Origin of the sequence: Magnetospirillum moscoviense, from assembly GCF_001650635.1 — a bacterium.
GTDB lineage: Bacteria > Pseudomonadota > Alphaproteobacteria > Rhodospirillales > Magnetospirillaceae > Magnetospirillum > Magnetospirillum moscoviense.
The window spans coordinates 50,661-75,099 of sequence record NZ_LWQU01000196.1; the positions used below are offsets into that span (position 1 = coordinate 50,661).

Genomic DNA, 24,439 nt, shown 5'->3' on the forward strand with positions numbered 1-24,439 from the left:
CGAATCATCTCGCTGCATCGTTACTGCCTCCAATTCGCCTGATAGCCTGTAAACACGCTGAATTCAAATGCAGCGTCGGCATTCAAAGGAGTTTGAGATGGCTACCAATTGCACTGCACTTGCCAACCAAACGATGCACATGGACTTCAATGTGCTGGTTGGATGCTCAACCGGCTTGCGGTTGGTGCTTTGCGAACGTCACTCGACCATTCCGACGCCTGCCAACGACAACAACCCGCCCACCCCGCCCAAGCCCCCCGCCTTGGCTATGCGGCGGGCCGCTTGAATCAAAAGGAGTACCCATTATGTCCGACTATGAAGTCATTCTTCGCCCTTCCCGGAAGGCGGTGAACTCCGCCGTCTCCCTGGGGCTTCGTACCCACATTGCCCTCGTCAACGTCGTCGTCGCCGCTTTCGCGGTGCTCCCCGAACTCCGCAAGGACGAGGCCGCGTTTATCAATTTCGCCCAGCACCAATATGGCCTGACCGTCAAGGGCAAGGCGGTGGACGATTTCACCCTGCTCGTGGTCAAGGTCTTGTTCCACAACGTCTCGGAGAAGACGGACTTCCGCCGCCGTCTTGGGCAGATTGCGACCGCCCTTCGGCATCTGGAACTGCACCGTGACGAGTTCCCCGCCGAATACGTCAAGCGGTTGATTCACGACCAGGGCGGTATGTCGGGGCTGGTGAAAGCTTTCCGCAATGAGAGTCGGACCAGCCGCAACCCGAACCGCGAAGAGAAGAAGGTCCGCACCATCCAGACCTACGTCGCCGGTCTGCCGCAGATCGGGACGACCACCCACTACGCCGACCATCAGTGCACGACCATCAATGATGTCAAGGACAGCCAGACTCTCGAAGCCCTGGCTCAATCGCCGGGTCGAGTCCTGATCGTGGGCGACATCGACGAGCAGTTCAATCTTACGAATTTACGGGTCGTTGAACGCGACCAGGGCGAAATCGACCGCCTGCTTACCCGCAAGGCTGCCCAGGTCGCCAAGACCGGAAGCAATGACAATCAGCCCATGAAGGAGGCCATTTAAATGTTCACCAAGTCCCAGATTGAAGCCGCCCGTTACACCCTGCGGACGCCCTTCGACCACCCCGAATCCGAGGCCATGCGGAAGAGCATTCTCTGGCTCATGGACCAGTACATGGTCAACCCGCCGCCGACCAAGCAGGGTCTGAAGACCCACAAGCCCCGCCGTACTTATGACGAAGCGGCGGACATCATCCTCTCCGAAGACCCGCCTTCGGTTCTGATCGAACGCTATGGCATCAAGGTGGGGACGATCAAGGCGATCAAGTCCGGGGCCGGGAGCTACAAGAAGTTCGGGGGCTGCCTGGAACTCTGGAAGGAATACAGCGAGAAGTACCCTGCTGAGATTCACGGCATGACGAAAAGCAGCAACGACAATCAGAAATTCCAGGAGGCCATGTGATGATTACCGCCCTCAAGTCTTACCTGAACACCACCGTGGTTCCCGTTCCTGAATCCATGTCGAGCATGATCAAGTCCCCTGGGGGGAAGCACCGGACGGCTTCCGATCTGGTCAACCTCGCCCCATTCAATGTGGAGGAATACCGCGAACCCTTCGCCGGGTCTGCCGCCGTGGGTTTCCGTATGGTTCGGACGGGCCGTGTCACGGATATCTGGCTCAACGACCTCGATTCCAACATTGCCAACCAGTGGACCGTGGTTCGCGACGACCCCGCCGGTCTGATGCGGGTGCTGCATTCGCTGATTGAACAGTTTGGGGCTGCCAGCCAAGAATTGTTCGATCTGGCCGTTCAGATGGTCGAGAGCGACGACCGGGCCGAGGCGGCGGCGGGCTTCTACGTTCGCAACCACCTGTCCATGTTTGGCACCAACGGCATGTCGCGTTTTGCCCCGAGCATTGAACGTGACGGTCGCGGCCTCAAGCCGGTCCACATCAATTACATCCCCCAGTTTTCGGCTTGGCTCCAGGGTGCCCGGATCACCAATTTGGACTACCGCGAGGTTCTGGACGCCCCTGGCTCCGGGGTCATGTGTTTTCTCGACCCGCCCTATGCCAAGGTAAGCAAGCGGATGTATACGTGCGGCGAACTCGACCTGGAAGAGCTTGCCCGGCACGTTCGCAACAGCGGCCATTCCTGCTTGGTCACTGTGGACGACAGCCCGGAGAATCGTGTCGCATTCTCGGACATGAATCCGATCTGCCGCACCTACACCAGCAACATGGGCAAGTTTCACGAGGCGGCGGAACTGATCTGTGCCAACTACTCCACCCCGCTCTATGCCTTCCATGCCCGCAGCATCGGGGTGGAGATCGAGCAGGCCGCCCCGGTAGTCTTGCCCAACAATGATGAGGTGCCGGTGGTGAAGGCCGAAACGGCCACCGACGATTCACCCGCTGGTGAACCCACGAAGAAGGAATGGAAGGCCCGGACCCTTTTCATCACCGAGGGGAACGAAAAAAAGAATTGCGAGTGGTATACACCGCCCAGTTTGCTCCGCCATATCTATGCCGCCAACGACAACCAGCCGCTCGATCTCGACCCTTGTTCGCCCAGCAAGGGGGAGAGTGCCCCGGTTTGGGCACTCCAGCATTTCACCCAGGACGACGACGGCTTGGCTCAAAAATGGCACGGTCGTGTTTGGTTGAACCCCCCATATCATAGCCTTCGTCACTGGGTCGAAAAGGCCGCCGATGCGGTGTGGTGCCGCCACATGCCCGATGCTCCGACCGAATCTTCTGCTGTTCGTGACCAGCCCCTATGCGAAACCGTGGTCGGTATCATCCCGGTTCGCACCCACACGAGCTACTGGCGGAAATTCGTGAGTGAACATGCCTGCGTGTTCTTCATCACGGGCAAGGTTGGGTTCTTGAAGGGGATTGATGGGAAAGGTGTCGAAGTTCAATCCCGGATGCCCGAGGGCTTGGCCTTTGTGATCTGGGGAAACCATAGGCCGTTTTCGAATTATCTCCGGTCGCTTCCCAAGTCGGTGATCGACGTGTACGAACGATCCGGCCCTGCCATCCACGATCACCCTGTGCGGTATTGGGATGCGATCAAGAAGGTGGGATGATGGAGTACCGTCTGCCCGCGACATCGGAACATTGCTGCACCGGATTTCAAAACGATGCAATGAAGCGGCGTGAAGGCCGAATTTTCACCCAACCTTCACGCCGATCCCTGATGACCTATTCACCCGACCTGTTCCGCTTGGCCTTGGCCTTTGCCGCTTCGATCTGGGTATCGAGTTCGCCGGACTTCACGGCCTGGACCACCTGGGTCAGTACAGTGATCACCTCCTTTTCGGTCTTACCGGCAACAATGCTCGGCTTTCCCGGCTGGAGTTCGACCACGACGGCATGACCGTAGCGTACCTGCACCATGATGTTCCCATCGGTAGCACGCCAGAACCAGGGCTTCGGGGGAGCCGCGACCGACTTGCGGATGGCATTGCCTTCGGAATCCTTGGTGTAGCGGGTGCGTTCGACCTTGAAATTGGCATCACCCAGCAGACCGATCTGGTTCTGAATCCCATCGATCACCACATCACGGGCAGACTTCTTGCGGGTTTCCGAGATCAGCGGACGCTTGGCATCGGAAAGCTTAAGGTTAAGCATAGTAACCTCCATGCATTGACATCTGCACATAGGTTAAGGACTCAATTTAGTATTTGCAATATAGCCAGACAAATAATTTTTTGTATCGATCACTCGACACGACGCCAAACTTCCGTCCACGCTTCGTTTTCAAGTTTCTTCAGTGCCTTCACACCCTCTTTATATTCAGTAGCTTGTGCAGCATCGGTGCATTCTACGGCAGCTTCATTTGTTGCATCGATCACTCCGGTCACATTTGATATCAATGACAAAAGTGCTTCAGTCGATATCCTTCGGTTTCTTGATTTCGATGAGCTTAAGTAGCTTTGACCACGATTTAACCACTCCCCGAATTCACGACCTGATTTCACGATTCCAAGGCAATGGAACTCTTCGTATATATCCTGTAGTTCACGCATATCGACGTTACTCCTGCTGATGTTGCAGGAGTATTTATCAAGCTGCTGCGTTCCCACGTGCAGCCCACCCCAGATATCGACCTATCTGATTTCTGGAATTGTAGCGGCCACTTCCGATGGTCGGCCCGATTTCTCTTTTTTCCAATCCCGCAGCGAATGCCGCCTGTTCCAGCCGGGTTTCGACCATCCATGTGTCGAGCAAACCGGCACTTGCCATGGCGAACCCATGCAGCGATGCCCGGTATAGGCCGCAGTTTCGTCCCAGCACGACATCACCGATGGCGGCGACCAGTTTCTCAAAATATGCAGCGGCATGAGAGTGATCTTCGGGCATGGGCAATTCATCTGGAACGGCAATCAAGACCGGCGGAGGCATATCGACAGGCAGGATGTTGTTCTGGACCCATAGGGTGGGATTGATCGGATCGCCGTCATAGACCCGGAAAAACCCATCACTGCCATCCATGGGTTTGCACGGCAGGTACATCATGTTCTCCACCGACAGCTTGGTCGGGTCTATCCCATGGCATGGCTTTGCCGATCCCCGTTTCCGTTGCCGGGGTGAGCAATATCCGTTGGACTGGACCACCTTGATGATCTGTTTGCAGATGGAGTCGTAGGTCTCAGCCATCATGTAGCCGGTCGTCGGCATGAATACCCGGTAGCGGGTGTCGTTGGTCGAGGAGGCCGTGTTGTAAACCACCATGGCTTTTCCCGCGAACATCTTGGCGAAGGCGTGATAGGGCATGTCGCCATCATCGATATCGAGCCAGATGCCCCAGGTGATCACCGCGTTTTCCCTTCCCCTGCTTTTGTCGCCCAGAGTTGGGTTGAACAGGGTCGGGCTGATCAGGAAGTTGCTGTGCTTGTCCTGGCAGGTCCGCCCATGGCAATGACGAAGCCACTCGATCATGTCGCCCATGGACTTGAGGAACAGATGACGGGTGGTGTTGGTGTCCCGGATGTGGCGGAACAAAGTTCCAGCGAATAGCTCCCGTTCCAGAATAGACAAATCCATGAAATCAGATGCAGATGTATCTGCTAACGGCAAATGGTCATGTTTCGATGTAACGATAGGTGAATATATATTATTCGCCAATCGTAACGGTGAAATCTTACCATTTTGTATTCCGGGCAATATATTAGCCAGTTCCACTTCCCCCATCTGCTCATCTTGCCTCTTGCGATATGCCCGAACACGGGCTGAATTATCCGCATGGAGCCGAATGCGGTGCCCCTTGCCCTTCTTTGCAAGCTGAACACCTGGAGCTTGGACCATGGTGCAGCCAGGAAACTGATCGGCCAGCCACTGGGCTACACTGACATCGGTGACCACGACCCGAACTGGTACATCGCAATGGAGATCACGAAGACTGCACCGCATCACTGCCTGATAGACGGCTTGATGGCAGATCGCGTCCCTGATCTGGTCTGGGGTAATGCCGAAATTCGACAAGAACCGGCATTGCATAGGTGTTGGCAGGAACGAGGCCACCACCACGACATTATGAAAATCGGAAAACTTATTCATTCCATGGGGTTTGTGCGGCAACGCGGTCGCGGGCAACTGGGCGAAAAATTCCTCGGCGGCATCCTCTACGTCCTTGTTCACCTGATAGAGGAATGGCTGATCCCCAACCAGTTCGGCGGCCTTGGTCAGGCCGAGGATGGTGTTGCTGATCTCCGTTCCATCGACAGTGACCTTCTTGCCGCCCAGCTTTTTGGACCAACTATCTTCGGCCAGATAATGAATGGAGACCCGATGACCGTTCTGGTGCTGCTGAAACCGAAGGGCTTTGTTCAACTGGCTATGTGGTTCAAACACCGCCCCCTGGACTGCCCATAGGTGATGAAGCAGCGACTCCTCAAAGTGTGCCCCCATGATGATCGCCGAAGCAAACTTGGTGAATGCCGATGGCTTCAGAACTCCAAACAGGTAGAGGGGATATTTCCCGTTCTCGGTGTCACCGGCCACGGTGCGTTCGATGTTCTCCCTGATCGCGAAGACATCATAATCCGGGTCCAGAATGGCTCGGGCTATGGTTCTGAATTCGGCATCAACGGCATCATCACCATCAGCAAGACGGCGAAGCTTGGCATTGTCTGTTGCTGCCACCTTGACGTTATCGGCGGAAAAATCCTGCCATGTTATGGCCGATGTGATGATCTCGTGGTTGTGGGGGAGGTGCTTGCAGAACATCACGTCGGGGGCGGGAATCTCATCGACGATCACATGCCAGTGTTCGGGCCGGTGGAAATATGGCAACCGCAGCAATGCCTGCTGTGTCAAAAACAGTACCTGGCCCTCTTCACCTGGGCATTTCAAATGCCCCATGATCGTGGTGATCACCTGCCCTTCTTCGCAGGTGCTGCTATCGAACCGGTAGACCGGAACCGGCTTCTTTCGCCGTGAACTGGCCCGTTCCTTAGCCTTGGCAAACCATTCGTCGATGCAGGTTTTCGTGGGCTGGGCGATGATGACCTTGTGGCCCTTGGCTGCCATATCCACCGCGTAGGTGACGGCGGCGTCGGTCTTGCCTGCACTTGCAGGACTTGAAACTGTGAGAATTCGTTTCCCCTTGATCTCCATAATATCACCAAAAATAAAACCCTCGACAGTGCGAGCCGCCAAGCTCCTGTCGAGGGTTATCACCCGAACCTATCCGGGCGTTTGATTGTTGTGATCTGTTGGCGGCTCGATCAGTACATCTATTTATCAATAGCGATAATTCGCTGGCTCCATATGAAATGGGGGCCAAACCCGTATAACCGGGCCGCACCGTCGCGGCCAATTTCTAAATTCAGCATGAACGCAGATAAGTAATTTGACAAAATCACCCCTGAAATGGGCCAGCCCGCCCAGGAGGCTGGTGGGGCTGGCGGCACAGACCACCCCAATTTGCCCAATCTCAATGTTCCTGTTATGATCTTATTCGGCCAGAATGGGAGGAAGCATCATGACCATCAAGACCAATCTTCCGTTCACCATGGACATCTGTGGGTTGGATGAATTGGCCGACGAGATGGAAGCTTTCGACCCGTCCCATGTGATCTCGATCCTCGATCCGGATGAAGATCACGACGATCTATTGGTGTTCCCTGGATCAATCAAGGTTCTGAGTCTGAGGTTTTTTGACATCCATGCCATGGGCGGAATGGTTGGCTCGATGCTTTCGGCCAGGGACAGGGCGGAATATCCTTGCGTCGATCACGCACACGCCATCCTGGATTTTGGTAGAGAGATACCCAGGGGTGGCCGGGTGCTGATTCATTGCTGGGCCGGGGTCAGCAGGTCAACCTCGGCGGCATATGTACTGGCTTGCATGCACGTACCTGCGGCAGAAGCCCTGAACCTGATCATGGAGCTACGGCCCGGAGCGATGCCAAACAGGCTCATCGTAAAATTCGCAGACCGGATTCTTCGTGCTGAAGGCCAAATGGTTGGTGCGATTGATGGTCACAAAAGCGATGTTGGCACTCGGTCAATCAAGTCGAGAAGACGTTGAGCATCTTTTATAGAACACTTCAAAAGGTCTAAAACTGCCATAATTTCAAATCTGATTTTATTTTCATCATAAATCGGCGGCAATCGTCCCGGAGCAACAGAAACGGCATCTTGTGGAGAAATCGTAAAGTCATTTAATCGCATAGCTTACCCCGCATATATTGATATTATGTATTTATGCGGTTATATTGTAACAAGCACATACATCAGATTGCTCGGGGGGCATTGTGCGTTCTCAAGTCATGATGCTATCAGTCTGCTTGCTCTTTACTGCGGCATTTGCCGCGAATGCACAGGAAGGTACCTTCTTCACTACGGACAAGGGTGCCGCCGGTGTGGTGAAGGCCGCTCCTCCGCCGATCTATCAGCGTGATCCGAACCTGCCGAATTATTACTCCCTCGGCTCGGAGCCATCGCCGCCGCCCATCACATACGACGAGATCAACACCCCAGGATACTGGCACCGGGAAAAAGAATCCGTATTGGGCAAGGATGCGAATGGCATGAACCTACATGATCGTGGGGTGTACTGCTCAGACCAAGAGACTAAAATCAGGCAATTTGCAGAGCTATCTATGAAGTGGCTAAATGATCATGACTTGTTGTTCGCACCATCTGTTGGTTTTATCCCTCATGGAGTGGCGATGTCTGAATCACGTGATATTTTAACCTATACACAAGTCGCATTTCGCGACATGCGATATGTGAAAAACAATGGGTCGCTTATCCAGCATTGTGATGACATCGCAAATTTTGCGATCAGTCGGATGTCGAAATTATTGGAGAAATACCCAGAAGACCCAGGCTGGGTTGAGAGGGTCCGAAACTGACGGACATTGTTTCCTGTCCGTTCATCAGCATAATTGGACGCCATGACATCCGATCTCGACAAACTGAAGACCCGGCTCCAGGCACTACGGGCCAAGACCATCGCGAATGGCTGCACCGAGGAAGAAGCCTTGGCTGCTGCGGCGAAAGTGGCCGAACTATTGGATCGCCATGACCTGTCCATTACGGACCTGGAAATCCGCGAAGAGCAGTGCGAAAAGTCCACCATCGAAACCAACCGCAAGCAGCGACAGCCGATCTCCGCCTGCATCCCGGCCATCGCCGAATATTGCGATTGCAAGGTCTGGCGGGAGAAGGACGACAAGGGAATCCGGTACGTCTTCTTCGGTCTCCGCCCCAGCATCGAGATGGCCCATTACATCTACGACGTGATCGCCACGGCCATGCAGACCGCCTGGGTCAAATATGCCCTGGCCCAACGAATTCTCCGTTACGGCAAGGACGAAAAGGGATCGTTCATGTTCGGCATGGCGGTGTCGATTGGGGAGAAACTGATCGCCATGAAGGCCGAACGCGACGAAGCCAACCGGGTCAGTAGTGGTCGTGATCTGGTGGTGGTCCGCCACGCCATCGTCGAATCAGAATTTGCTAAGCTGGACCTGAATCTGCGTCGCGGTCGTGCATCAGGGAAGAAGGTCGCTGCTGGTGCTTTTGAAGCTGGTCATGCCGCAGGTCAATCCCTGGCCCTTCATCCCGGCGTCCACGGAAAAGGTTCTCGGAAATAGGGCGAACGCACCGGGTTCACCTTCCCCGACCTTCATACCGTTCCGAATGCCCGGCGTGTTTCCGCCAATTGGACTCGTACTGGGCAGCCAATTCAGGATCGTGGATCACCAGCAGGTTTTCAGCGTTTCGTTCCTGGGCGGCCTTGGTGAAATTGAACGACCCGGTGATGACCGTACCGCCGTCCAGCACCATCACCTTGTTGTGGGCGATGGCATGGCTGGCATCGATCTGAACTGGAACCCCGCCATTCACCAGGAAATCGGCACCACTGTATTTTTCAGTCCGCTGGCTTTTGTCCAGAACGGCCCGCACATCGACACCACGTTTTTTGGCCTGCACCAGAGCCTGTGCGATAGGCGGTGAGGTGAACGAATAGGCTTGGACCAGAATGGTACGTCGAGCGGTTCCGATGGCCTCTACGACCTTCCCAGTGCAATCCTGACCAGGGTTGAAGCAGACATCGATCTGACGGTCAGCGGCCATCCCGGCATGAGCAGTCATCAGCAGGGTCATCGTTGCCACGATGATCGAAAGACGACCAAAACTCATTGCTGCTTCTCCATCAGAATCCCGGCCTCTATGGCGGCAGCCATCACTACGTCGCCCATGGGGCCTTTGAGTTCATCCGGCAAGGAAATGGCTGTCATCCACGTACCGTCCGGTGCCCGGTACTTCGGGAGGGTCACTTCGGTGCCGCTGGCATCGGCACGAATTTGGACCCCATGGATCACGATCTCGACCCCATCCATCAGAATCGAGACATCGGCCAACGCCAGGAGCTTTCCTGCGTTACTAACCGGCGTGACTCTGTTGGCGGTGATGATGGCGGAAGTCGTGCACATTAATGAGCACTACATACTATCATATATATCATCAATTGTATAGATGCCAACCCCATTCGGAGCGTGAGTTTTTCTCCATGTATCAACATTATTAATTATTTGCCTCATGTCATCCGCAAATAAATTAGCATCACTAATTTCTTGATCCGTAAAATTCATGATAAGACCATCATCAGATTGGAATAAAATTGACGTCGCGACTTTTATTACAACTTTTTCGTATTTTAAAAACACGGAATTGATATTTCGACAAATTTCTGACTGCCCCTCAGAAACCTCATTTCCAGAGATGAATGTTCTATAGTTAATTCCAAATTCAAAGTCGTTATTTTCCCTGCCGACGGAACTCAATACGGAAGTCTTCAATGTATTTTTAGAGTCAAAGAATTCAGCAGTGCCATTTTGTATTTTTACACACCCATCAGTTGTCTTTAGATTGAACGGAACCGTGAGTCCAAGCAATACTCCCCCTTCTATCGGGCACATAACCGGAAGATTGAATATCTCAAAATTTTCTACAAACGGAATTAGCATTATACTTTTTATTAATATTTCATCAATCTTTGATATAATATCGCGATGATCATTATAGATTTCAGATCTATTGAACATTCTATATATTGCGTGCTCTGAAATCATAATTGGGGTACCATGATCGATCCATGTAAAATTTGACTTCTTCATAATGAAATTATTTGCATTAAATTTTATGACAGACCCGCCGTGCGGCCCATCATCATCCTTCGTCATTGTAATAAATACAGCTACATTTCGCTTTGAGGCAAATCCGAACTTTTTTATCACAACCGATGCAACGAAAAATTCGCTTTTTAACCTTGATATAATTTTATCGCATTCCCTTTCAAAGGCCTTATCCCCAAGTCTGTGCGAGTATATAGACTTAATCATTGACAATATACCCGCCATTTTACCACCAGACATATCTTCGATTTTGCGGAAAAATTCTTTTCGCAAGCCTTTTGCTATTTTCTCGTACATCCCTTACCCCCCTCTAATCTACCCCCAAAGCCTTGAACACCGCATCCACCGGATCACTGTAAAAACTGGTTTGGAACTTGGCGAACAATTCGGCGGGAATGGTTGGAATATCCGCAGCCGAAGACATCGGGATCAGGATGCGTTTTGCACCTGAATCAAATGCCACCTGAAGGCATTCGGCAAGGTTCTCCACCGGCACCACGCTGCCACCCAGGCTCATGTCACCCAGCACCACCATCTGCGACTGCAACGGCTTCTGAATGATTGCCGAACAGAACGCCACGAAGCTTGCCAGGGTCATCGCCTTGGCGGCACCGGTGTTGTGGAGTTCAACGGTGTGCAGGTGGAAATCATGATCACCAGCCTTCGATACACCGCTGACACGTGTGAGGTTGGCTTTGAAATAGTCGAAGGCGACCTTCACCGCTTCCTTGGCACCTGAACTTGATCCCAATCCCGAGGTGGTCAACTTGCCATTACCCGCCGTAACCTGGGTTTCAAAACGATACAGGCCAAGATGGGCGGCAGCACCGGTTGCCACTGTGTGCAGGACACCCGGCTTCAACGGGCCTTCGGGAATGATTTTGCCTCCCCCCTGCTCGGGAACGCTGATCCACTTCTCTTCCATCGACTCCATGTCGATGTACGAAAAATGCACATCGTAGAACTCCATGCCGCCGATTTTCTTCAACTGCTCCTTCACCCGACGCCGCGTTTCCAGGGCGTATTCCAGGCAGCGACGCACAGCGTCCTTGTCGTATCCTTCATGGGGATAGAGCAGCTTCAGAAGCCCAGACACAGTGCGACGAACGGCGATGGTATCGCGTTGATTCAGGTTGTTCCCGAGCTTGAAAAATTTGTCGATGGCATCGCAAAAAGTCCGCTTCCGCATCTCGCGGAAGAACTCCGCCAGATAGTCCACGATCAGCCCGTACTGGTTGGTGAAAAACTCAGGCCGCATCTTCGGAATTTCCCAGCCTGGGATATAGGCATGGAACCGGTCGAAGAATGCCGAATCGATCATGGCTTCAGGAAACGGGGCGAGCAGGTGGCTGGTCTTCACCAGGGTATCGACCGGCTGATTGATGTTGCCGACGAAAACCATGCTGGCATAGGCACTGACCGAATCCTTGCCACGGGCGAAGGAGCCGGATGCCATGTAGTCTTTCATGATCTGCACCCCGTCCTTTTCCTTGAACGTGATGCCAGCCACCTCGTCAAAGGCAACGCAATCCCACAATCCAACTAGCCCCACGGTTCTGCGTCCCATGTTGTAAAACAGGTTGGCAACCGTGGTTTGACCACCCGAGATCAGGATGCTGTTGGGGCTGATTTCCTTGTAGATGTGGCTCTTACCGGTTCCGCGAGGTCCGAGTTCGCAGACGTTGTAATTGTTCTCCACCAGCGGAACCATGCGGGCCAACAGGTGCCATTTCACCCGTTCACTGAGGGTGGTTGGCTCCATGCCGCTCGACCGCACCAGCACATCGATCCATTGGGATTCATCAAAAGCCTTCCGTCCTTCAAATAGCTCTTCCATATCCATGTTGGGCATCTGGATCGGCTTGAGATCACTGACGATGAACGGGGAACCCTTCTGTCCTTCCTCGTGGTAGAACTGTATGGTGACGATGCACCAGATTCCGCCGACCAGCAGCTTCTCGTACTGCCGAACATAGTGGTCTGGCATCTCGGCATCCTTGACGCCGAGGTTGGACAGCAAGGCTTGGTAGACGTTCCGCTTCTCATTCAGGTGAACAGTCACCTTGTCGATGACCTTGTAGCTACCGCGTTCCCTGATCTTCGATTTGACCTTCTCGGCTTCATCAGGACGAACATAGTTTTCGGCCAGGATTTTTTTGACCGACTCCAGTCCCTCGCGGATGGTCACCTCGTCATTCGACGCACAATACATGCCCAGCAGATATTCCAGGACGTAGACAGGGACGTTTGCCCCTTCCTTCACCAGCTTGGTCAGGTCTTTCCGTACCACCCTGCCAGCAAAGTGGGAGTTCAACAGATCATCAAGGCTGTCGCTCATTCTGCGATCTCCAACGTCCTTATCGGCAAGATGGTAAGGTCTCGCTGTAACGATTGATGAATAATATATATTCGCCTTTCGTTACGTTGAAATCTGACCATTTTTACAAATCCCCAATTTCCTGGGCCACCCATCTTAGAAATCATCCATGAAGGCGATGCTGATGCTCACTTCAACCCGCTGAACTTCAATGCCATCTTCGGCATTTCGCAGAATGAGATGGTAGCAGCCCTTCTTGTCATAGCTGCGTTTTTGGAGCGATAGCCAGACAGACTTCTTCCAGCTATCCAGGTTGTCCTGGGTGCTGTCGAAGGTGACCCTTTCGATGTTGGTGATGGCCTGTCCACCCTCATAGACGGCGATATCCAGGGTCGCGGGCTTCACCCTGTCGGTTGCCTTCTCGGTCTGCATCAATTCGAACCGATAGCGGTTGGTGGTGATCTTTGGACTCTGGGTCGTGACCATCACACCGACGTTCTTTACCGATGTCCTGGACTTGGCATCTCCCTTGATCTGCCGAACTCGGATGAGGGGAACCGTGATCTCTTGCAGCATGGCACCGCCATGTACGAACCGAGAGCCGCCGACAAAGTGGAACCGGTTGTTGCCCTTCGGCACCCAGAACTCCATGTCACCATCGGCACCGGCAGTGATTGCGGTTGACCCATGATACGCCTTGGCTGAATCAGGCAAGTTCCGGCCAAGGAGGTAGCGTTTCTTCGCGGTCAATGCCCCCGAAGGTTTGTCGGTCAGGGCATTCTTGTCCGATGCATCGAGTGCCGTTTCCTGGAACAGGAACCCGTGGTCAGCGGTCACGTAGATGTAGGTGCCGTTGAGATTATTCATGATCATGCGGATCAGATCGGAAAGTTCGGTCAGTGCCTGCCGAACCGCTTCGAAGGTTTTGCCCTCGGTTGAACCGCTGTCGCCGATAGCGTCGATGGTGTTGTGGTAGACGTAGACGACCTCATAGGGCTTCACGAATTCTCGACCAGCATCCTTCTTCATGTCCTTCAGATCATCGGCTTTGACCGCAACACCCTTCTTCTGGGCGAGGATGTTCGAACGATTCCCCGCCGCCGAGGACTGACCATCCACCAGCACATCACCCTTGTCGGAATAGCTGATTTTGGAATGGGGCAGCAGGGCGGCCATCCCCAATGCGGTATAGGACGGCAATACCCCAAGCATGGGCTGAATTTCGGCCTGGATGCGATATGTGCCGTTCAGAACATCGACCAGTTCCTTGGCAGCTTCGTACCGCAGGGCATCGCTGATGATGACGAAAACTCGACGATCCGATTCCATCAAAGCAGCTTCGACCTTGTGGAAGAACCATGGTTGGGGGATGACGCCTTCAACACGCCATTCCTTCAGAAGCTCATCCTCGACGAACTTGCCCCACTTCAGGCTGACATTGGTCAGGAACCAGTTGGTGTAGCAATCTTCAACTCCGTCACGCAGGGATTTTAGGATTTCCCATCCCTGTGCAGTGGCCGCGTCGGCTGCTTCGATGAAATGGCGATACAGGCGGTCGAACTGATGGAGGGTGGTGGCATAGCCGTCAAACATCGCCTTTGCAGAATTGTAGTCGAACCCGGTCGAGAACTCCCCCCGCAGCCCAAACAGGTCAGCGGCGGCTATTAGGGCGTCATAGACGGCATGAAGGGCTTCACGGGTGGCACCGATAGCTCCACGGTTTCTATCCGCCCAGTAGCCGTTCTGGCGGTGTTTCGCGATGGACTTCACAGCTTCGGCATTGATCGTGGCCGTGGTCGCAGTCACCCTGTCCCGCAGGGAAACAGCGATGAACTTCTCGACGACCAGGAAAGTCTTGTTGTCGAGCAGCGGCTCGATCTGCATTCCCGGAAGAAGGCTGTCGATCTTCAGGGCATCGCCGACCATCTTGGACAGCCGGTCATAACTGTCGCTGCGTGAATTGCTGTCCCGCCACTGGGAAAGGCAGACCGATGCACTGGACAGGAACAGCCTGGGCAGCATCAGGTGGGCCAAGGCCGCAGGAAGTTCCGCCGTGATCGAATGGGCAAAATCGCTGACCATCAGGCGGATCAGCAGATTTTTCAGTGTCGGAAAACTCTCGGAATATCCAAATTGCCCCTGCACCATGGACCAGAAGGATTCCAATAGGTCGTACTTTTCAATCTCGTCCCAGGCAGGGGGCAAGGCATCCAGGTCCGAGTCGGGGATGGCGTGGTAAAGGGCGGTGAGAATGCCGAGAAATTCCGGCTGATCGACCTTGGTCACCACCGCCAGCATCTTGCGGTCCAGATCACGGATCGAATCTGTCGGCTGAACCAGCTTCTTCAATCTGGTCAGGCGGTCCTTGCTGCCGAGAAATTTGGCACGGGCCTGGATGTGTGAATGCAGGGATTGTTCTTGCAGGCCCAGTTCACCAAGGATGATTGAAGCCCGGTCAGCCCGGAAGGTCCGACTGTACAGGCGGATATCCAAGAGCCAGTCCTCGGATGGCAGCGGTACATGGGTCGCCGAATAGACCAGGAACCGGCTCTCGGGCTGTTCCCGCTCCATCCGAATTTTGGCTTCAAGCCCAGGTATCTGATCAGCACGAAGGAGCGTCACCCCGTCGAGATCGAGCGAGGTAAGTGATTCCTCGAACTCCCGGTCAGGGTCGTTCCAAAAAACGATACGATTGCCTTCGCCGTACAGCGACAGCAACGCTTCGCTGATCTGATCCTCATTCATCCGATCCGCCCGTTATCGCCTTCGTCTCGGCAAGCAGATTGCCGAACTTGCCGTAATTCACCTTCACACCGTCATCGAGATCAAGCTTGATCCGCATGTCGGCATAGTGACGCAGTTCCTCATCGAACTTGACCAGTTCGGCCTGCTGCTTTTTGAGCTTTTCCTGCTCCTTCCGCAGCTTGTTCTGGGCGGCGGTACTGGCGACGGCATCAATGTCCCGCCCAAGCTGATCGATCTTTGATGCGATCCGCCCCTGGAGAGGGGTGACATATTCCATCCGCATCCGCGACAGGGTGCCTTCGTTGTACCGGTGCAGGTAGACCAAAGCCTCGAACGCCTTTTCCTTGCCGCTGCTGAACAGCCAGTAGATCGGACGCTTTTTGTAGGTCTTCAGGTGATCCTTGAAAAAGTCGCTGCTGAGATAGCGGCGAATTGTATCGATGGGCGATTCGCCGCTCTTCGCACCCAGGCTGTCGGCAACGAATTTCAGGTTCTCGGTCAGTGTCTCAGGCGACCATGCGACCTTGATGAACTCGACAACGCGGTTGGTAGCATCGTCATTGAACCAATCGGTCTGCATGATCGGCACAATGCCGTCATCGTCAGCGGGGAAGGTGGTGTACCGGCTGGGATCGAATCCGACATTGCCGCTGTTGGCGTAGATCAGCCCAGGCTCATCGAGGCTGTAGCGACCCATCATGCAGCCGACAGCATAGGACACAAAATATTTAGATAGTAAGTGCTGATCCAAAACTCGCAGAGAAATGCTCTCAATGCCAACACTATCTGAAACTTCTCCAGAAATATGAAGCACCCTATTGAATAGCTTATTAATACACCCCTCTATTTCAACAAGCTCCCTTACCTGCTCGCCTGAGTTGTTTATGGCACAAATAAACGCCTCAGCGGCAGATACGTCACAAGAAATATAATTATGACCACCAAAGTCGATTGATGTCTCACGGGAATCCCAGTCTCTTTTTGAGATGGCGACCGCCCGTTTTGCAAGGTCTGACGATTCACTGGGATATGTTTTTGGGGCGGGTAGTCTCTGAAAATAGCCAATATGGAAGTGAATCGTTGGATTTATAATGCTCCCGAGCACGTTAACTATATTTGTGTTGCAATATGCGAGTGCCGCATAGCTGTCATCCACAGTCTTTGAAAATGCACTGTGTCCAGATGAATCCCAGATGCACCCAGAAGGCATAATTCGGAAAGAAAGGTTTGACGTGGAAATATCGGACCAAGTTATTCCTTCCTTAAAATACATATCCTCATTTCTGACGTACGATGCCTTATCGCCGTTTTTATCTGTATAATTTCTAATGCCCTTTCCGTTCTCGCTCCAGTTAACAACCAAGTCTATGGAGCCATACCACTTTCTGTATCCGCCACCTTTATTATACGGAACCCAACCTCCCGCCCTTCCTCCGCAGAGGATTCCATCAAAGTCAACCTCCCACCACTGGCGAACGAATTTGTCGTTGTTCCCGGTCTGCAATCCAACGCGAGCATCGCAGATGTCTTTGAGTGACGACCCGCTCTCAAAAAGCTTTAACAAGGCATCAGAAAGCCAATAGGCAAACGTATAGCCCTCAATTGCAGCAAAACGATCGGGGCAGACCACATGCCTATTTCCTGTTTTTACAGCTTCAACCTTTTTGTTCCCATCGCTATCCACGGCACGAATGAAAGACGCACTCAGTCCACTTACTATTTTTTTGGAAAAAGAGAATACAGTGGTCTGAACAACTTCTCCGCCAATTTCTGGGAACGCCCTTGCCCCAAGGTGAGCCATGTTTCTGAGGCAAAGACCGTTCACCATATGAAGCCTAAATTCTTCAAATAATCCAAGAAACATCCAGCCATGCATTGTTACTAATGACGCGATACCCCCCTTATTGATGAATTCAGCACAGCGATCTATAAACATAGCCGACATGTCGTGTCTGCTATGTTTATATGCAATCTTCCCATACTCCTTCATCTGCGGAAGCAGGCCACGATTTCCCATGTAAGGAGGGTTTGCCGCAACGCAATCATAATCTCCAGACAAAACATATGACTGCATAATAAGCGGCATTATTGAATTAATTGCATTATTGTAAAGTGTTACATTCAGCGTTCCATCTGCTTGTTGCAATTTTAGTGGGCGTACAATGTCAGTGATGGCCAATTTTATAAGTGCCGGAACGAAAGTCAGGGAGCCAAATATTTTTCCATCCTCGTACAATTTTATTAAACTTTGAATCGCGTTCCCCAGTTTTCGATTTGAACCCTTAGCCAACGTAGGCTCGGGCAATGTATCTGGGAGCAGATCGTCCCTCGGCACCAATTCGAATCGCTCGTCTGGCACAAGAACTCGGCAGATTTCCTTGGCGTCTAATCCCTTACTGTCTTGGATCGCCATCACGTTCATGCAGATCGAACGGTCAAAGACCCGCCGATCATCCCCGCGTGCCTTCATCAGCAGGGCGAACGCGGCCATCTGAGCAGCCCGGTCATCGATGTCCAATCCGAATAGGTTCTTCTCAAGAATCAAACGCGGTACATCACGCAGCACGTAGCCGCGTTCCAGGTAGATGTCTTTGAAAAGGTCGTAGGCTTCCACCAGGATGTGACCTGACCCGCAGGCGGGGTCGAGAAAGGTGATTTCCTCGGGGTTCAATTCTTTCGGCGTGATCGCGGCCAGCTTGGCATTCACCTCATCGGTCTGCTCCGCTGGCTCGATGTAGAATTCCATCTTCGCCCGGATGCCCGACTGCGGATAGGTCGCCAGCCATTTGGCACCAAGGGTGTTTTGGACCATGTATTTCACGATCCAATTCGGCGTGAAAAGCTGGGTGGCTGCGGGAATGTCCTCGGACTTCACCACCTTGCCGATGACCTGATCCTTCTTCTCCGAGATATAGAACTGGTAAAGCCAGCCGATGATCTCGATCTCTTGCCAATCGGCTTCCTCGATTTCGTTGACCATCTGACGAATGACGGAATCTGAGTGCAGCAGGTTGTCGGGCAATAGAAGTTCGGTTTCGTCGTCAATTCGCTCGAACAGGAAGGGCATGGCTGAATTCAGTGCATTGCACTGGGCCATCAGCAGCATTCGATAAAGGTCACCCTCCTTGGTCCCATCGAGCTTCAACTCGATGACCTTTTCCTTATCCAGGCCCGGCAGATCAAGGTGCTGGGCATGTTCGACGATTTCCGGCGTTGCCTTGCCATCAGGGTGGCTCAGAACCCGGTAGCCATGGTCGAGGTAGCCGTGGACCTCCATATAACGGATGGCGGCAAAGCGGTTGAACCACGTATAGGCGGCTTCCTCCATGACTTGCTCGAACCCACGGGTCTTGACCCGTGACTCAAGCTTTGACCGCTGATCGGCTACTTTTCTGGGATGGGCCTGCCCTGCAATCAGGGCCACATTCCCCTGAACCTGTAAGGGTTCAATCGCGTCCTTGCTGATGCCGAACTTGATGGCTCGGGCGGTTACCGCCGCGATGAAGTCGCGACGAGCCTTGGGGGCATAGGTCTTCAGCTTATTGCGGTTCATGGCAAGCTCGTCCGATCAGCGAATTTCAATGGGTTCTTCAGCGGCCAGGGCGGCTTCAAGTTCCTTCCGCAGTTTTCCGAGGAACGCATCCACATCGGCCTGGGTCTTCAGGTAGCCCGATTTCATTTCGGCAGGCCGTACCACACGCGGCTTCTTGAAGACCGGCGGCGGAGGTTCTGCTTTGGTCTTTGTGGGTTCTGCACCACCGGTACCAGGAGTAACCAGCGGTGGCGTCGGAGCGGCTGGTTTGGGCGGCACATAGGCTTCAATTTCGCCCAGTGCGTCATCCTTGGCATCGACGGCTTCAGCGACCGCCTGATGGATGTGGGCGATGCTGGCCTGCTTCTCGGTTGTTTGCCTCAGTTTTTGAAGCTCACTCAAGCACTTGTTCCTGAGTTCAGGCGGTGCCGCGATATGGTCGAGGGCTTCCTTCACCTCGGAGACGTGCTGATCGATCTTTTCCAAGGCGTGGCTGCGACGCTTGACCACCAGGGCATCATTGATGGCCGTGACCTTGCTGACCAAACCGCTGATGTCCTTGATCAACGGATAGGGGGCGGCATGGCCCAAAATGGATTCCATCTGATGCAAGGCCGCAGCCGCATCGGGGTTGTGGTCAAGTTCCTTCCGGTTGACAACGAACTCTGCGTACTTCCTACCCAGCAATTCCCAGGTTGGCTGCTGGGTGCCGTAGAAGGTGTCGAGATCACTCACGTCATCGGATAGATTTTGAAACTCCACCTTCAGGGTGACGAATTTCTGAATGAAACCGTAGCTGTCCTTCTCCGCCAGGATGAGCTTCAGTAGCTTCAGACCGGCGTCGATGGCATCTTTGCCCGGATATTTACCGGTTTCGGCCAATTTCAGATAACCGCTGAGGTTGGCTTGCCACTTTTCGCAATGTTCCCGCAGGAAGCCATAGAGTGCGTCTTCGCCGTCCGGCCCCATCTTGGAAAACACGGATTTCCCGAGATTCCGGGCTTGTTGAAGCAGGGCGGCATCAACCGTCTGCCGCTTGATCACGATGATGCTTCGCCACTTATTGGGCGTCTTCACCTGTTCAAAAATCTTGTCGCGGGTCAGCAATGCCCCATCCATGGACATGCTGAGTTCACCGGCCACGACCAGCCGAGCAACCAGCAGCACCACCTCCCATTCCGGCCAACCGTAGGGCCGTTTACCAAAACGACCTTCTATCAGGTCGTGCAGGATGACCTTCTGGCTGATGCTGTCCTTTAAGCGAACATACTCCAGCACTTCCTTGAGGGCAGGAGCATTGCCATCGTCACCATCAAGCTTCAGTTTCTGATCGGCGGTATCTGGTGCATTCAGGATGGCTTTAATTTCGGTCTGCGGGTCTTGGCAGATGTGCTTCAGGTAGCCCAACTTGGTGAAGGTGTTTTTGATCAGGTAGTCGAGGGACTGCCGAATCGCTCCATCACCGGAACCGCCCTTCACCGTCACCTTGTTGCCAGCGGCAAACACCTCGGCAATCTTCATCAATTCGCCAATATGGACTGTCAAATTGTCCTGACGCTGCCGGTTCTCAGCGGCACGATCTTGGAGAATTCGAACCGTACTGGCAGGAAGTCCGCCGTCGTTGGTGCGTGATATGAATTTCTCGGTCTGAAGGAAGGTCTGCAACTCCCGCCCCAGTTTGCGATCATCGGGCAATTTGATGACCACCTGCCCACCGTCTTCGGTGGATTTCATCAGGCAGCGAGCTTCGTTCCAGTCGGCATAATCATCTGACAACGACGTGATGACCTGTACCGCCAGATCACCATCCCCCTTGGTCCCATAAGGGTGCTGATCGCAGAATCTGTTGAACGGGAAATCCTTCTTGGTGTCCTCGAACCGATGCTTCTTGTAGCCTCCAAGGACGCCATCAAAGATCATCTCGCCAAGGGCTTTGACCTCTTCACCACCATGAAGGTCTATGCCCTTGATGCCGCGACCGATCTCCTTCTCCTCATCGGTCAGGAAGAAGAATTCATCACCGTTTCGACGCACGAGGGTCTGGCCTTCCAACCGCTGAAGGCTGGCCTCCATCTGAATCTTGATCGCCAGCCGGTCGGCGTCGATCTGATCGATGAACAAGGTAACGAGGTTTTCGACAGTCCCCTTGATCTCCTCCACGTACCGGATGAGGAACAGCGTTCGCAAAACCAGATTGTCGAACGGCTCCAGCGAAGCATTATCACCAGCCTGATCGATGGTCGCCTTCACGGCGGTGTCGAGAAAGCTTTCGATGGACGGGTAGAAGCGGTGCAGCGGGACCAGCACCCCGACCTTTTCTGAAGCCATATCCATTGCTGCGGTCTGGAACGCATCAAGCATCGAGCGTTCACCTCGGGCAAGATGTAGGCCAGTGGCTCCTACGCGGCGGATAGCCTCGAAAATCTTCTGAACCAGTTGGAACTGGTAGGGGGCGAACGGGTAGACCTTGGCGAAATGGTCGTCGTTGGCAAACGGCTTGAACGTCATTCCGACGTTGGTGAAGCTCAGTTGGTTTTTGAGGATGTCCGCCTTGTCCTTGTAAACCGAGACAAGGGCATCCCAGGCGGCTGGAGTCTTTTCCAGCAATCGAGCCTGGATGACCTCATGAACATCGGCACTGGACAGCGAAAGCCGGGTTTTGAAACGCCCCTGAATTTTCGAAAAGTCGTTGCTCTTCGCGGAACGCATTTCACCAAGAACGGCGTCAATATCCTCCTGCGAGGTCACCACGACCCATGCCCGTCCACCGCAGATGGTGCCGAGGTTTTCAGTGATGGTCTGAAGCCGCAGCATCATGTGGGTGTCTTGCCCAATGAACTGGCCGATCTCATCCACCAGGAACACGATGCGGTGCTTTGGCCCCTTGGAATCGAGATATTGCTTCACCCAACCGGCAAAGTTGTCGGGGGAAAGATTGAACACCGCCTCGGGGTTATCGAGCCATTTTTCAAAGGCATCCTCGGATTGCCCTAAAACCCGAGCCAGAGCGGTCTTGATGCTGTCCGAATTGAGGTGAAAGGCATCGCGTTCGGAGACCCAATCGCAGTCGGTAATCTCCCGGTATGCCGCTTTGAATTCACCAAACTTCCCCTTTGCATCGAGACGACGTTCAAGGTCGGCGATATGGGGGTGATCTGGGCTATATCCGAGCCGTTCGTTGAAAACATTGGTGAACACGGTCAGGATCGAATCATCCTTGCTGGTATCCGCCTTGGAATCGATGTTGAACAGGATGACATCGGTGTCGGCGTTGACCGCACGCTTGATGTCAGCGGCCAACATGGCGTCCTGAATTTTCCCATCGAAGAATTCAACAGCACGGCGGGATTCACCGCCCATGCTGACCATCTTGTTCTCCAGCAGGTAGGACAGCACCTTGATGAAGTGCGACTTGCCGGAACCGAAGAACCCTGAAACCCAGACACCAACCTTCCCCGCAAGTTCCGGGTCACCAGGAGCGTCGATGGATTTCAGATATGAATTAAAGAAACCATGCAGGTGCTTGTCGAGTTCGCGGGTGATCACGTACTCATCGAGTTCCTGCCACTTCGATGCATCATCGGTTTGGTCGGCCTTGATGACGCCATTGATGGGGCGGTCGATCTTCTTCTCGAAGAGTTCACGGATCAGCATATTCCCCCCCCATTAAGGCACCAATTTGAATGCCCGGTAGTAGTTGTCGTCCTTCAGCTTCCCGAACAGCCGAAGGATTTGTCCGTCGTAAATTCCTGGAAAAAACATCACGAGTGGTTTGTCCCGCATCACATGGTGCAGGTTGTTCAGTAGGCTATGCGTGCGAAGCAGCGGGTACACGGTGCCAATGCCGGATACCAGCACGAGATCATGATTCGGCAGATCGCACGCAGCTTCAAAAACAGGTGCGAGCTTGCTGCCGTGAAGCGGTTCCTTCAATGCCTTCACCAAGAAAGCATCACCCTTCTTGCGAGTCTGCTCGATAGCCTTGTCGAGCAACTTGCGGTCACCGAGGTGCCCAAGAACCATATCAAAGAGGTTGATGTGCTTCACCCGCAGCCCAGGACGCTTTTTGGGTAGCTGCTCCAGCAGGAATCCAATGTGTTCTCTGACCGTAAGTTCGTTCTCGGCTGGGTAATCGAAAATGTAGAAGCCGATTTCATTTCCCAGCCCACGACCGCTCAGCAGGTCATCGGATATCAACCGATCCAGAACCTTGTTTAAGCGGTCGTCGAGAATGCTCATATGGACACCTGGATGCAGCGGATTACGTACTGCTCGTTATTCTCGCGAAGATAGCTCATCACCTCGCCCGAAATCCGAACTGATTTCAACCGATAGGTTTTGGAATCGGTGATGTATCCAACCTCCACCAAGATGCGATAGACGCAATCAGCCAGTTTGTTGGCGGTACTGTCCTGCCACACAGGCATCAGCGGATCACGGTTTCGGCACTGCTCCAGATATTGATCCCACATCTTCCTTGGCAGGTCGGGGCGGAACATGCGGAACTGGTCCCGCACCACCAGATCAAGGAAGTCGCCCAGAAGTGTGGAATGCTTGATCGCAGCGGCAAACACCGCCTGGATTGCAACCTGGGTCGAGCCATCCCGTACCATTTGCCAGAGTTCTGGCCCCATGGTTTCAAGCCGATTCCGCATCAGCGACGACTGCCGCTTTGCAGTTCCGGGGCTGCGACGTTGAAGGACGTTCTCGACTTCAATGGCATGACGCCACTGATCTTCGGTGACGCCATCGAGAAGCAAGCCCGCAATGATCCGACTTTCCGGCAGTTTGAGCGATCCGCCGCCGATATCTGCCTTGTATCGAGGATCAGCCATTGCCGCCCCGCCGTCGAATCGCAATCTCGCTTTTCAATTGCCTCCCCCCAACAGTCAGCTAGAAGTCAGCAGACTATCCATAGGCGGAGCAGTGAGCAACCTGGAGTCAGACCGGAATCAGAAATGAAACCGGCATGGGTGACCGAAGCTGTCACGGGAGCATGGCTGGCGATCAGATTGAACGCCACCGGAAGCCCATGAAGTCCGCTTTTCGGACATTCAGTCGCCGCCGCTGAACCGAGAATTCAAGATTTTTGAAACCGTGACATTCGGGCCGCACACTTCCATACGCTGCGGGAAACAATGCCAGGACAAGAGCGTTCATTTTACGTTCTAAAAACACCGGCCAATTGTTTCCTATTCCGTACGAA

At 53.5% G+C, this 24,439-nt stretch carries 18 protein-coding genes; 6 read left to right on the plus strand and 12 right to left on the minus strand.

All coding sequences use genetic code 11. The features are described from left to right. Positions 1 to 305: 305 nt before the first annotated feature. From A6A05_RS18745 to A6A05_RS20400, 3 genes are read left to right on the plus strand one after another with little or no spacing between them, the layout of a single operon-like run. Positions 306 to 1,043, plus strand: coding sequence for a hypothetical protein (locus tag A6A05_RS18745; protein WP_068504521.1), 738 nt, complete (start codon positions 306 to 308; stop codon positions 1,041 to 1,043). Beyond that, a complete protein-coding gene (locus A6A05_RS18750; RefSeq protein ID WP_068504523.1) occupies positions 1,044 to 1,442 on the plus strand; it encodes a hypothetical protein in 399 nt (132 codons plus the stop codon). Then, on the plus strand, positions 1,442 to 3,073 hold the full coding sequence (locus A6A05_RS20400) for a DNA N-6-adenine-methyltransferase (protein WP_082911065.1): 1,632 nt from the start codon (positions 1,442 to 1,444) through the stop codon (positions 3,071 to 3,073). The genes A6A05_RS18750 and A6A05_RS20400 overlap by 1 nt, the downstream gene beginning before the upstream one ends. 115 nt (positions 3,074 to 3,188) lie before the next feature. Here the strand turns inward: A6A05_RS20400 and A6A05_RS18760 are convergent, their stop codons facing one another. The 3 genes from A6A05_RS18760 to A6A05_RS18765 form a co-directional block, all read right to left on the minus strand. After that, positions 3,189 to 3,617 carry a hypothetical protein gene (locus A6A05_RS18760; protein WP_245644376.1) on the minus strand — a complete coding sequence of 143 codons (429 nt, stop codon included), beginning with the start codon at positions 3,615 to 3,617 and terminating at the stop codon, positions 3,189 to 3,191. A gap of 89 nt (positions 3,618 to 3,706) precedes the next feature. Continuing rightward, positions 3,707 to 4,072 carry a DUF6626 family protein gene (locus A6A05_RS21085; RefSeq protein ID WP_172822324.1) on the minus strand — a complete coding sequence of 122 codons (366 nt, stop codon included), beginning with the start codon at positions 4,070 to 4,072 and terminating at the stop codon, positions 3,707 to 3,709. Continuing rightward, on the minus strand, positions 4,053 to 6,668 hold the full coding sequence (locus A6A05_RS18765; RefSeq protein WP_245644377.1) for a hypothetical protein: 2,616 nt from the start codon (positions 6,666 to 6,668) through the stop codon (positions 4,053 to 4,055). Before A6A05_RS18765 ends, A6A05_RS21085 begins: the two co-directional genes overlap by 20 nt. Before the next feature lie 304 nt (positions 6,669 to 6,972). On the opposite strand from A6A05_RS18765, the gene A6A05_RS18770 reads away from it, so the two are divergent. The 3 genes from A6A05_RS18770 (at position 6,973) to A6A05_RS18775 (ending at position 9,094) form a co-directional block, all read left to right on the plus strand. Further along, positions 6,973 to 7,521, plus strand: a complete 549-nt coding sequence (locus tag A6A05_RS18770; protein ID WP_082911075.1) for a tyrosine phosphatase family protein — start codon at positions 6,973 to 6,975, stop codon at positions 7,519 to 7,521. Between the two features lie 226 nt (positions 7,522 to 7,747). After that, complete coding sequence (locus A6A05_RS20405) at positions 7,748 to 8,350, plus strand: hypothetical protein (protein WP_082911066.1); 603 nt, start codon at positions 7,748 to 7,750, stop codon at positions 8,348 to 8,350. 42 nt (positions 8,351 to 8,392) lie between these two features. Continuing rightward, positions 8,393 to 9,094, plus strand: coding sequence for a DUF7168 domain-containing protein (locus A6A05_RS18775; protein WP_068504532.1), 702 nt, complete (start codon positions 8,393 to 8,395; stop codon positions 9,092 to 9,094). A 16-nt stretch (positions 9,095 to 9,110) separates the two neighbouring features. On the opposite strand, the gene A6A05_RS18780 is transcribed toward A6A05_RS18775, so the two are convergent. From A6A05_RS18780 to A6A05_RS18815, 9 genes are all read right to left on the minus strand, one after another. After that, positions 9,111 to 9,644, minus strand: a complete 534-nt coding sequence (locus A6A05_RS18780) for a phospholipase D family nuclease (protein ID WP_068504535.1) — start codon at positions 9,642 to 9,644, stop codon at positions 9,111 to 9,113. Then, the gene (locus A6A05_RS18785; protein WP_068504538.1) at positions 9,641 to 9,937 is read right to left on the minus strand and encodes a hypothetical protein; all 297 of its coding nucleotides are present in this window, start codon (positions 9,935 to 9,937) and stop codon (positions 9,641 to 9,643) included. The genes A6A05_RS18780 and A6A05_RS18785 overlap by 4 nt, the downstream gene beginning before the upstream one ends. Before the next feature lie 9 nt (positions 9,938 to 9,946). Beyond that, the gene (locus A6A05_RS21090; protein WP_156521150.1) at positions 9,947 to 10,936 is read right to left on the minus strand and encodes a hypothetical protein; all 990 of its coding nucleotides are present in this window, start codon (positions 10,934 to 10,936) and stop codon (positions 9,947 to 9,949) included. A 13-nt stretch (positions 10,937 to 10,949) separates the two neighbouring features. Then, entirely contained in the window at positions 10,950 to 12,977 is a 2,028-nt protein-coding gene (brxL, locus tag A6A05_RS18790; RefSeq protein ID WP_068504540.1) for a protease Lon-related BREX system protein BrxL, read from the minus strand. Positions 12,978 to 13,112: 135 nt separating this feature from the next. Then, on the minus strand, positions 13,113 to 15,701 hold the full coding sequence (gene pglZ / locus A6A05_RS18795) for a BREX-1 system phosphatase PglZ type A (protein WP_068504542.1): 2,589 nt from the start codon (positions 15,699 to 15,701) through the stop codon (positions 13,113 to 13,115). After that, positions 15,694 to 19,254 carry a BREX-1 system adenine-specific DNA-methyltransferase PglX gene (pglX, locus tag A6A05_RS18800; RefSeq protein ID WP_068504543.1) on the minus strand — a complete coding sequence of 1,187 codons (3,561 nt, stop codon included), beginning with the start codon at positions 19,252 to 19,254 and terminating at the stop codon, positions 15,694 to 15,696. The genes pglZ and pglX overlap by 8 nt, the downstream gene beginning before the upstream one ends. Before the next feature lie 15 nt (positions 19,255 to 19,269). Further along, positions 19,270 to 22,887 (minus strand): BREX system P-loop protein BrxC, encoded by a 3,618-nt coding sequence (gene brxC / locus A6A05_RS18805; RefSeq protein WP_068504545.1) that lies wholly within the window; start codon positions 22,885 to 22,887, stop codon positions 19,270 to 19,272. Between the two features lie 12 nt (positions 22,888 to 22,899). Next, on the minus strand, positions 22,900 to 23,472 hold the full coding sequence (locus A6A05_RS18810) for a DUF1788 domain-containing protein (protein ID WP_068504547.1): 573 nt from the start codon (positions 23,470 to 23,472) through the stop codon (positions 22,900 to 22,902). After that, the gene (locus A6A05_RS18815; protein ID WP_008620177.1) at positions 23,469 to 24,092 is read right to left on the minus strand and encodes a DUF1819 family protein; all 624 of its coding nucleotides are present in this window, start codon (positions 24,090 to 24,092) and stop codon (positions 23,469 to 23,471) included. The genes A6A05_RS18810 and A6A05_RS18815 overlap by 4 nt, the downstream gene beginning before the upstream one ends. Positions 24,093 to 24,439 lie beyond the last annotated feature (347 nt).

What these genes read in the sequence shown, in the direction of transcription:
- A6A05_RS21090 (WP_156521150.1), bottom strand. Translation starts at nt 10,936, where the DNA reads ATGTACGAGAAAATAGCAAAAGGCTTGCGAAAAGAATTTTTCCGCAAA.
- pglX (WP_068504543.1), bottom strand. Translation starts at nt 19,254, where the DNA reads ATGAACCGCAATAAGCTGAAGACCTATGCCCCCAAGGCTCGTCGCGAC.
- A6A05_RS18775 (WP_068504532.1), top strand. Translation starts at nt 8,393, where the DNA reads ATGACATCCGATCTCGACAAACTGAAGACCCGGCTCCAGGCACTACGG.
- pglZ (WP_068504542.1), bottom strand. Translation starts at nt 15,701, where the DNA reads ATGAATGAGGATCAGATCAGCGAAGCGTTGCTGTCGCTGTACGGCGAA.
- A6A05_RS18770 (WP_082911075.1), top strand. Translation starts at nt 6,973, where the DNA reads ATGACCATCAAGACCAATCTTCCGTTCACCATGGACATCTGTGGGTTG.
- A6A05_RS18760 (WP_245644376.1), bottom strand. Translation starts at nt 3,617, where the DNA reads ATGCTTAACCTTAAGCTTTCCGATGCCAAGCGTCCGCTGATCTCGGAA.
- brxC (WP_068504545.1), bottom strand. Translation starts at nt 22,887, where the DNA reads ATGCTGATCCGTGAACTCTTCGAGAAGAAGATCGACCGCCCCATCAAT.
- A6A05_RS18810 (WP_068504547.1), bottom strand. Translation starts at nt 23,472, where the DNA reads ATGAGCATTCTCGACGACCGCTTAAACAAGGTTCTGGATCGGTTGATA.
- A6A05_RS20400 (WP_082911065.1), top strand. Translation starts at nt 1,442, where the DNA reads ATGATTACCGCCCTCAAGTCTTACCTGAACACCACCGTGGTTCCCGTT.
- A6A05_RS18750 (WP_068504523.1), top strand. Translation starts at nt 1,044, where the DNA reads ATGTTCACCAAGTCCCAGATTGAAGCCGCCCGTTACACCCTGCGGACG.
- A6A05_RS18785 (WP_068504538.1), bottom strand. Translation starts at nt 9,937, where the DNA reads ATGTGCACGACTTCCGCCATCATCACCGCCAACAGAGTCACGCCGGTT.
- brxL (WP_068504540.1), bottom strand. Translation starts at nt 12,977, where the DNA reads ATGAGCGACAGCCTTGATGATCTGTTGAACTCCCACTTTGCTGGCAGG.
- A6A05_RS18745 (WP_068504521.1), top strand. Translation starts at nt 306, where the DNA reads ATGTCCGACTATGAAGTCATTCTTCGCCCTTCCCGGAAGGCGGTGAAC.
- A6A05_RS18780 (WP_068504535.1), bottom strand. Translation starts at nt 9,644, where the DNA reads ATGAGTTTTGGTCGTCTTTCGATCATCGTGGCAACGATGACCCTGCTG.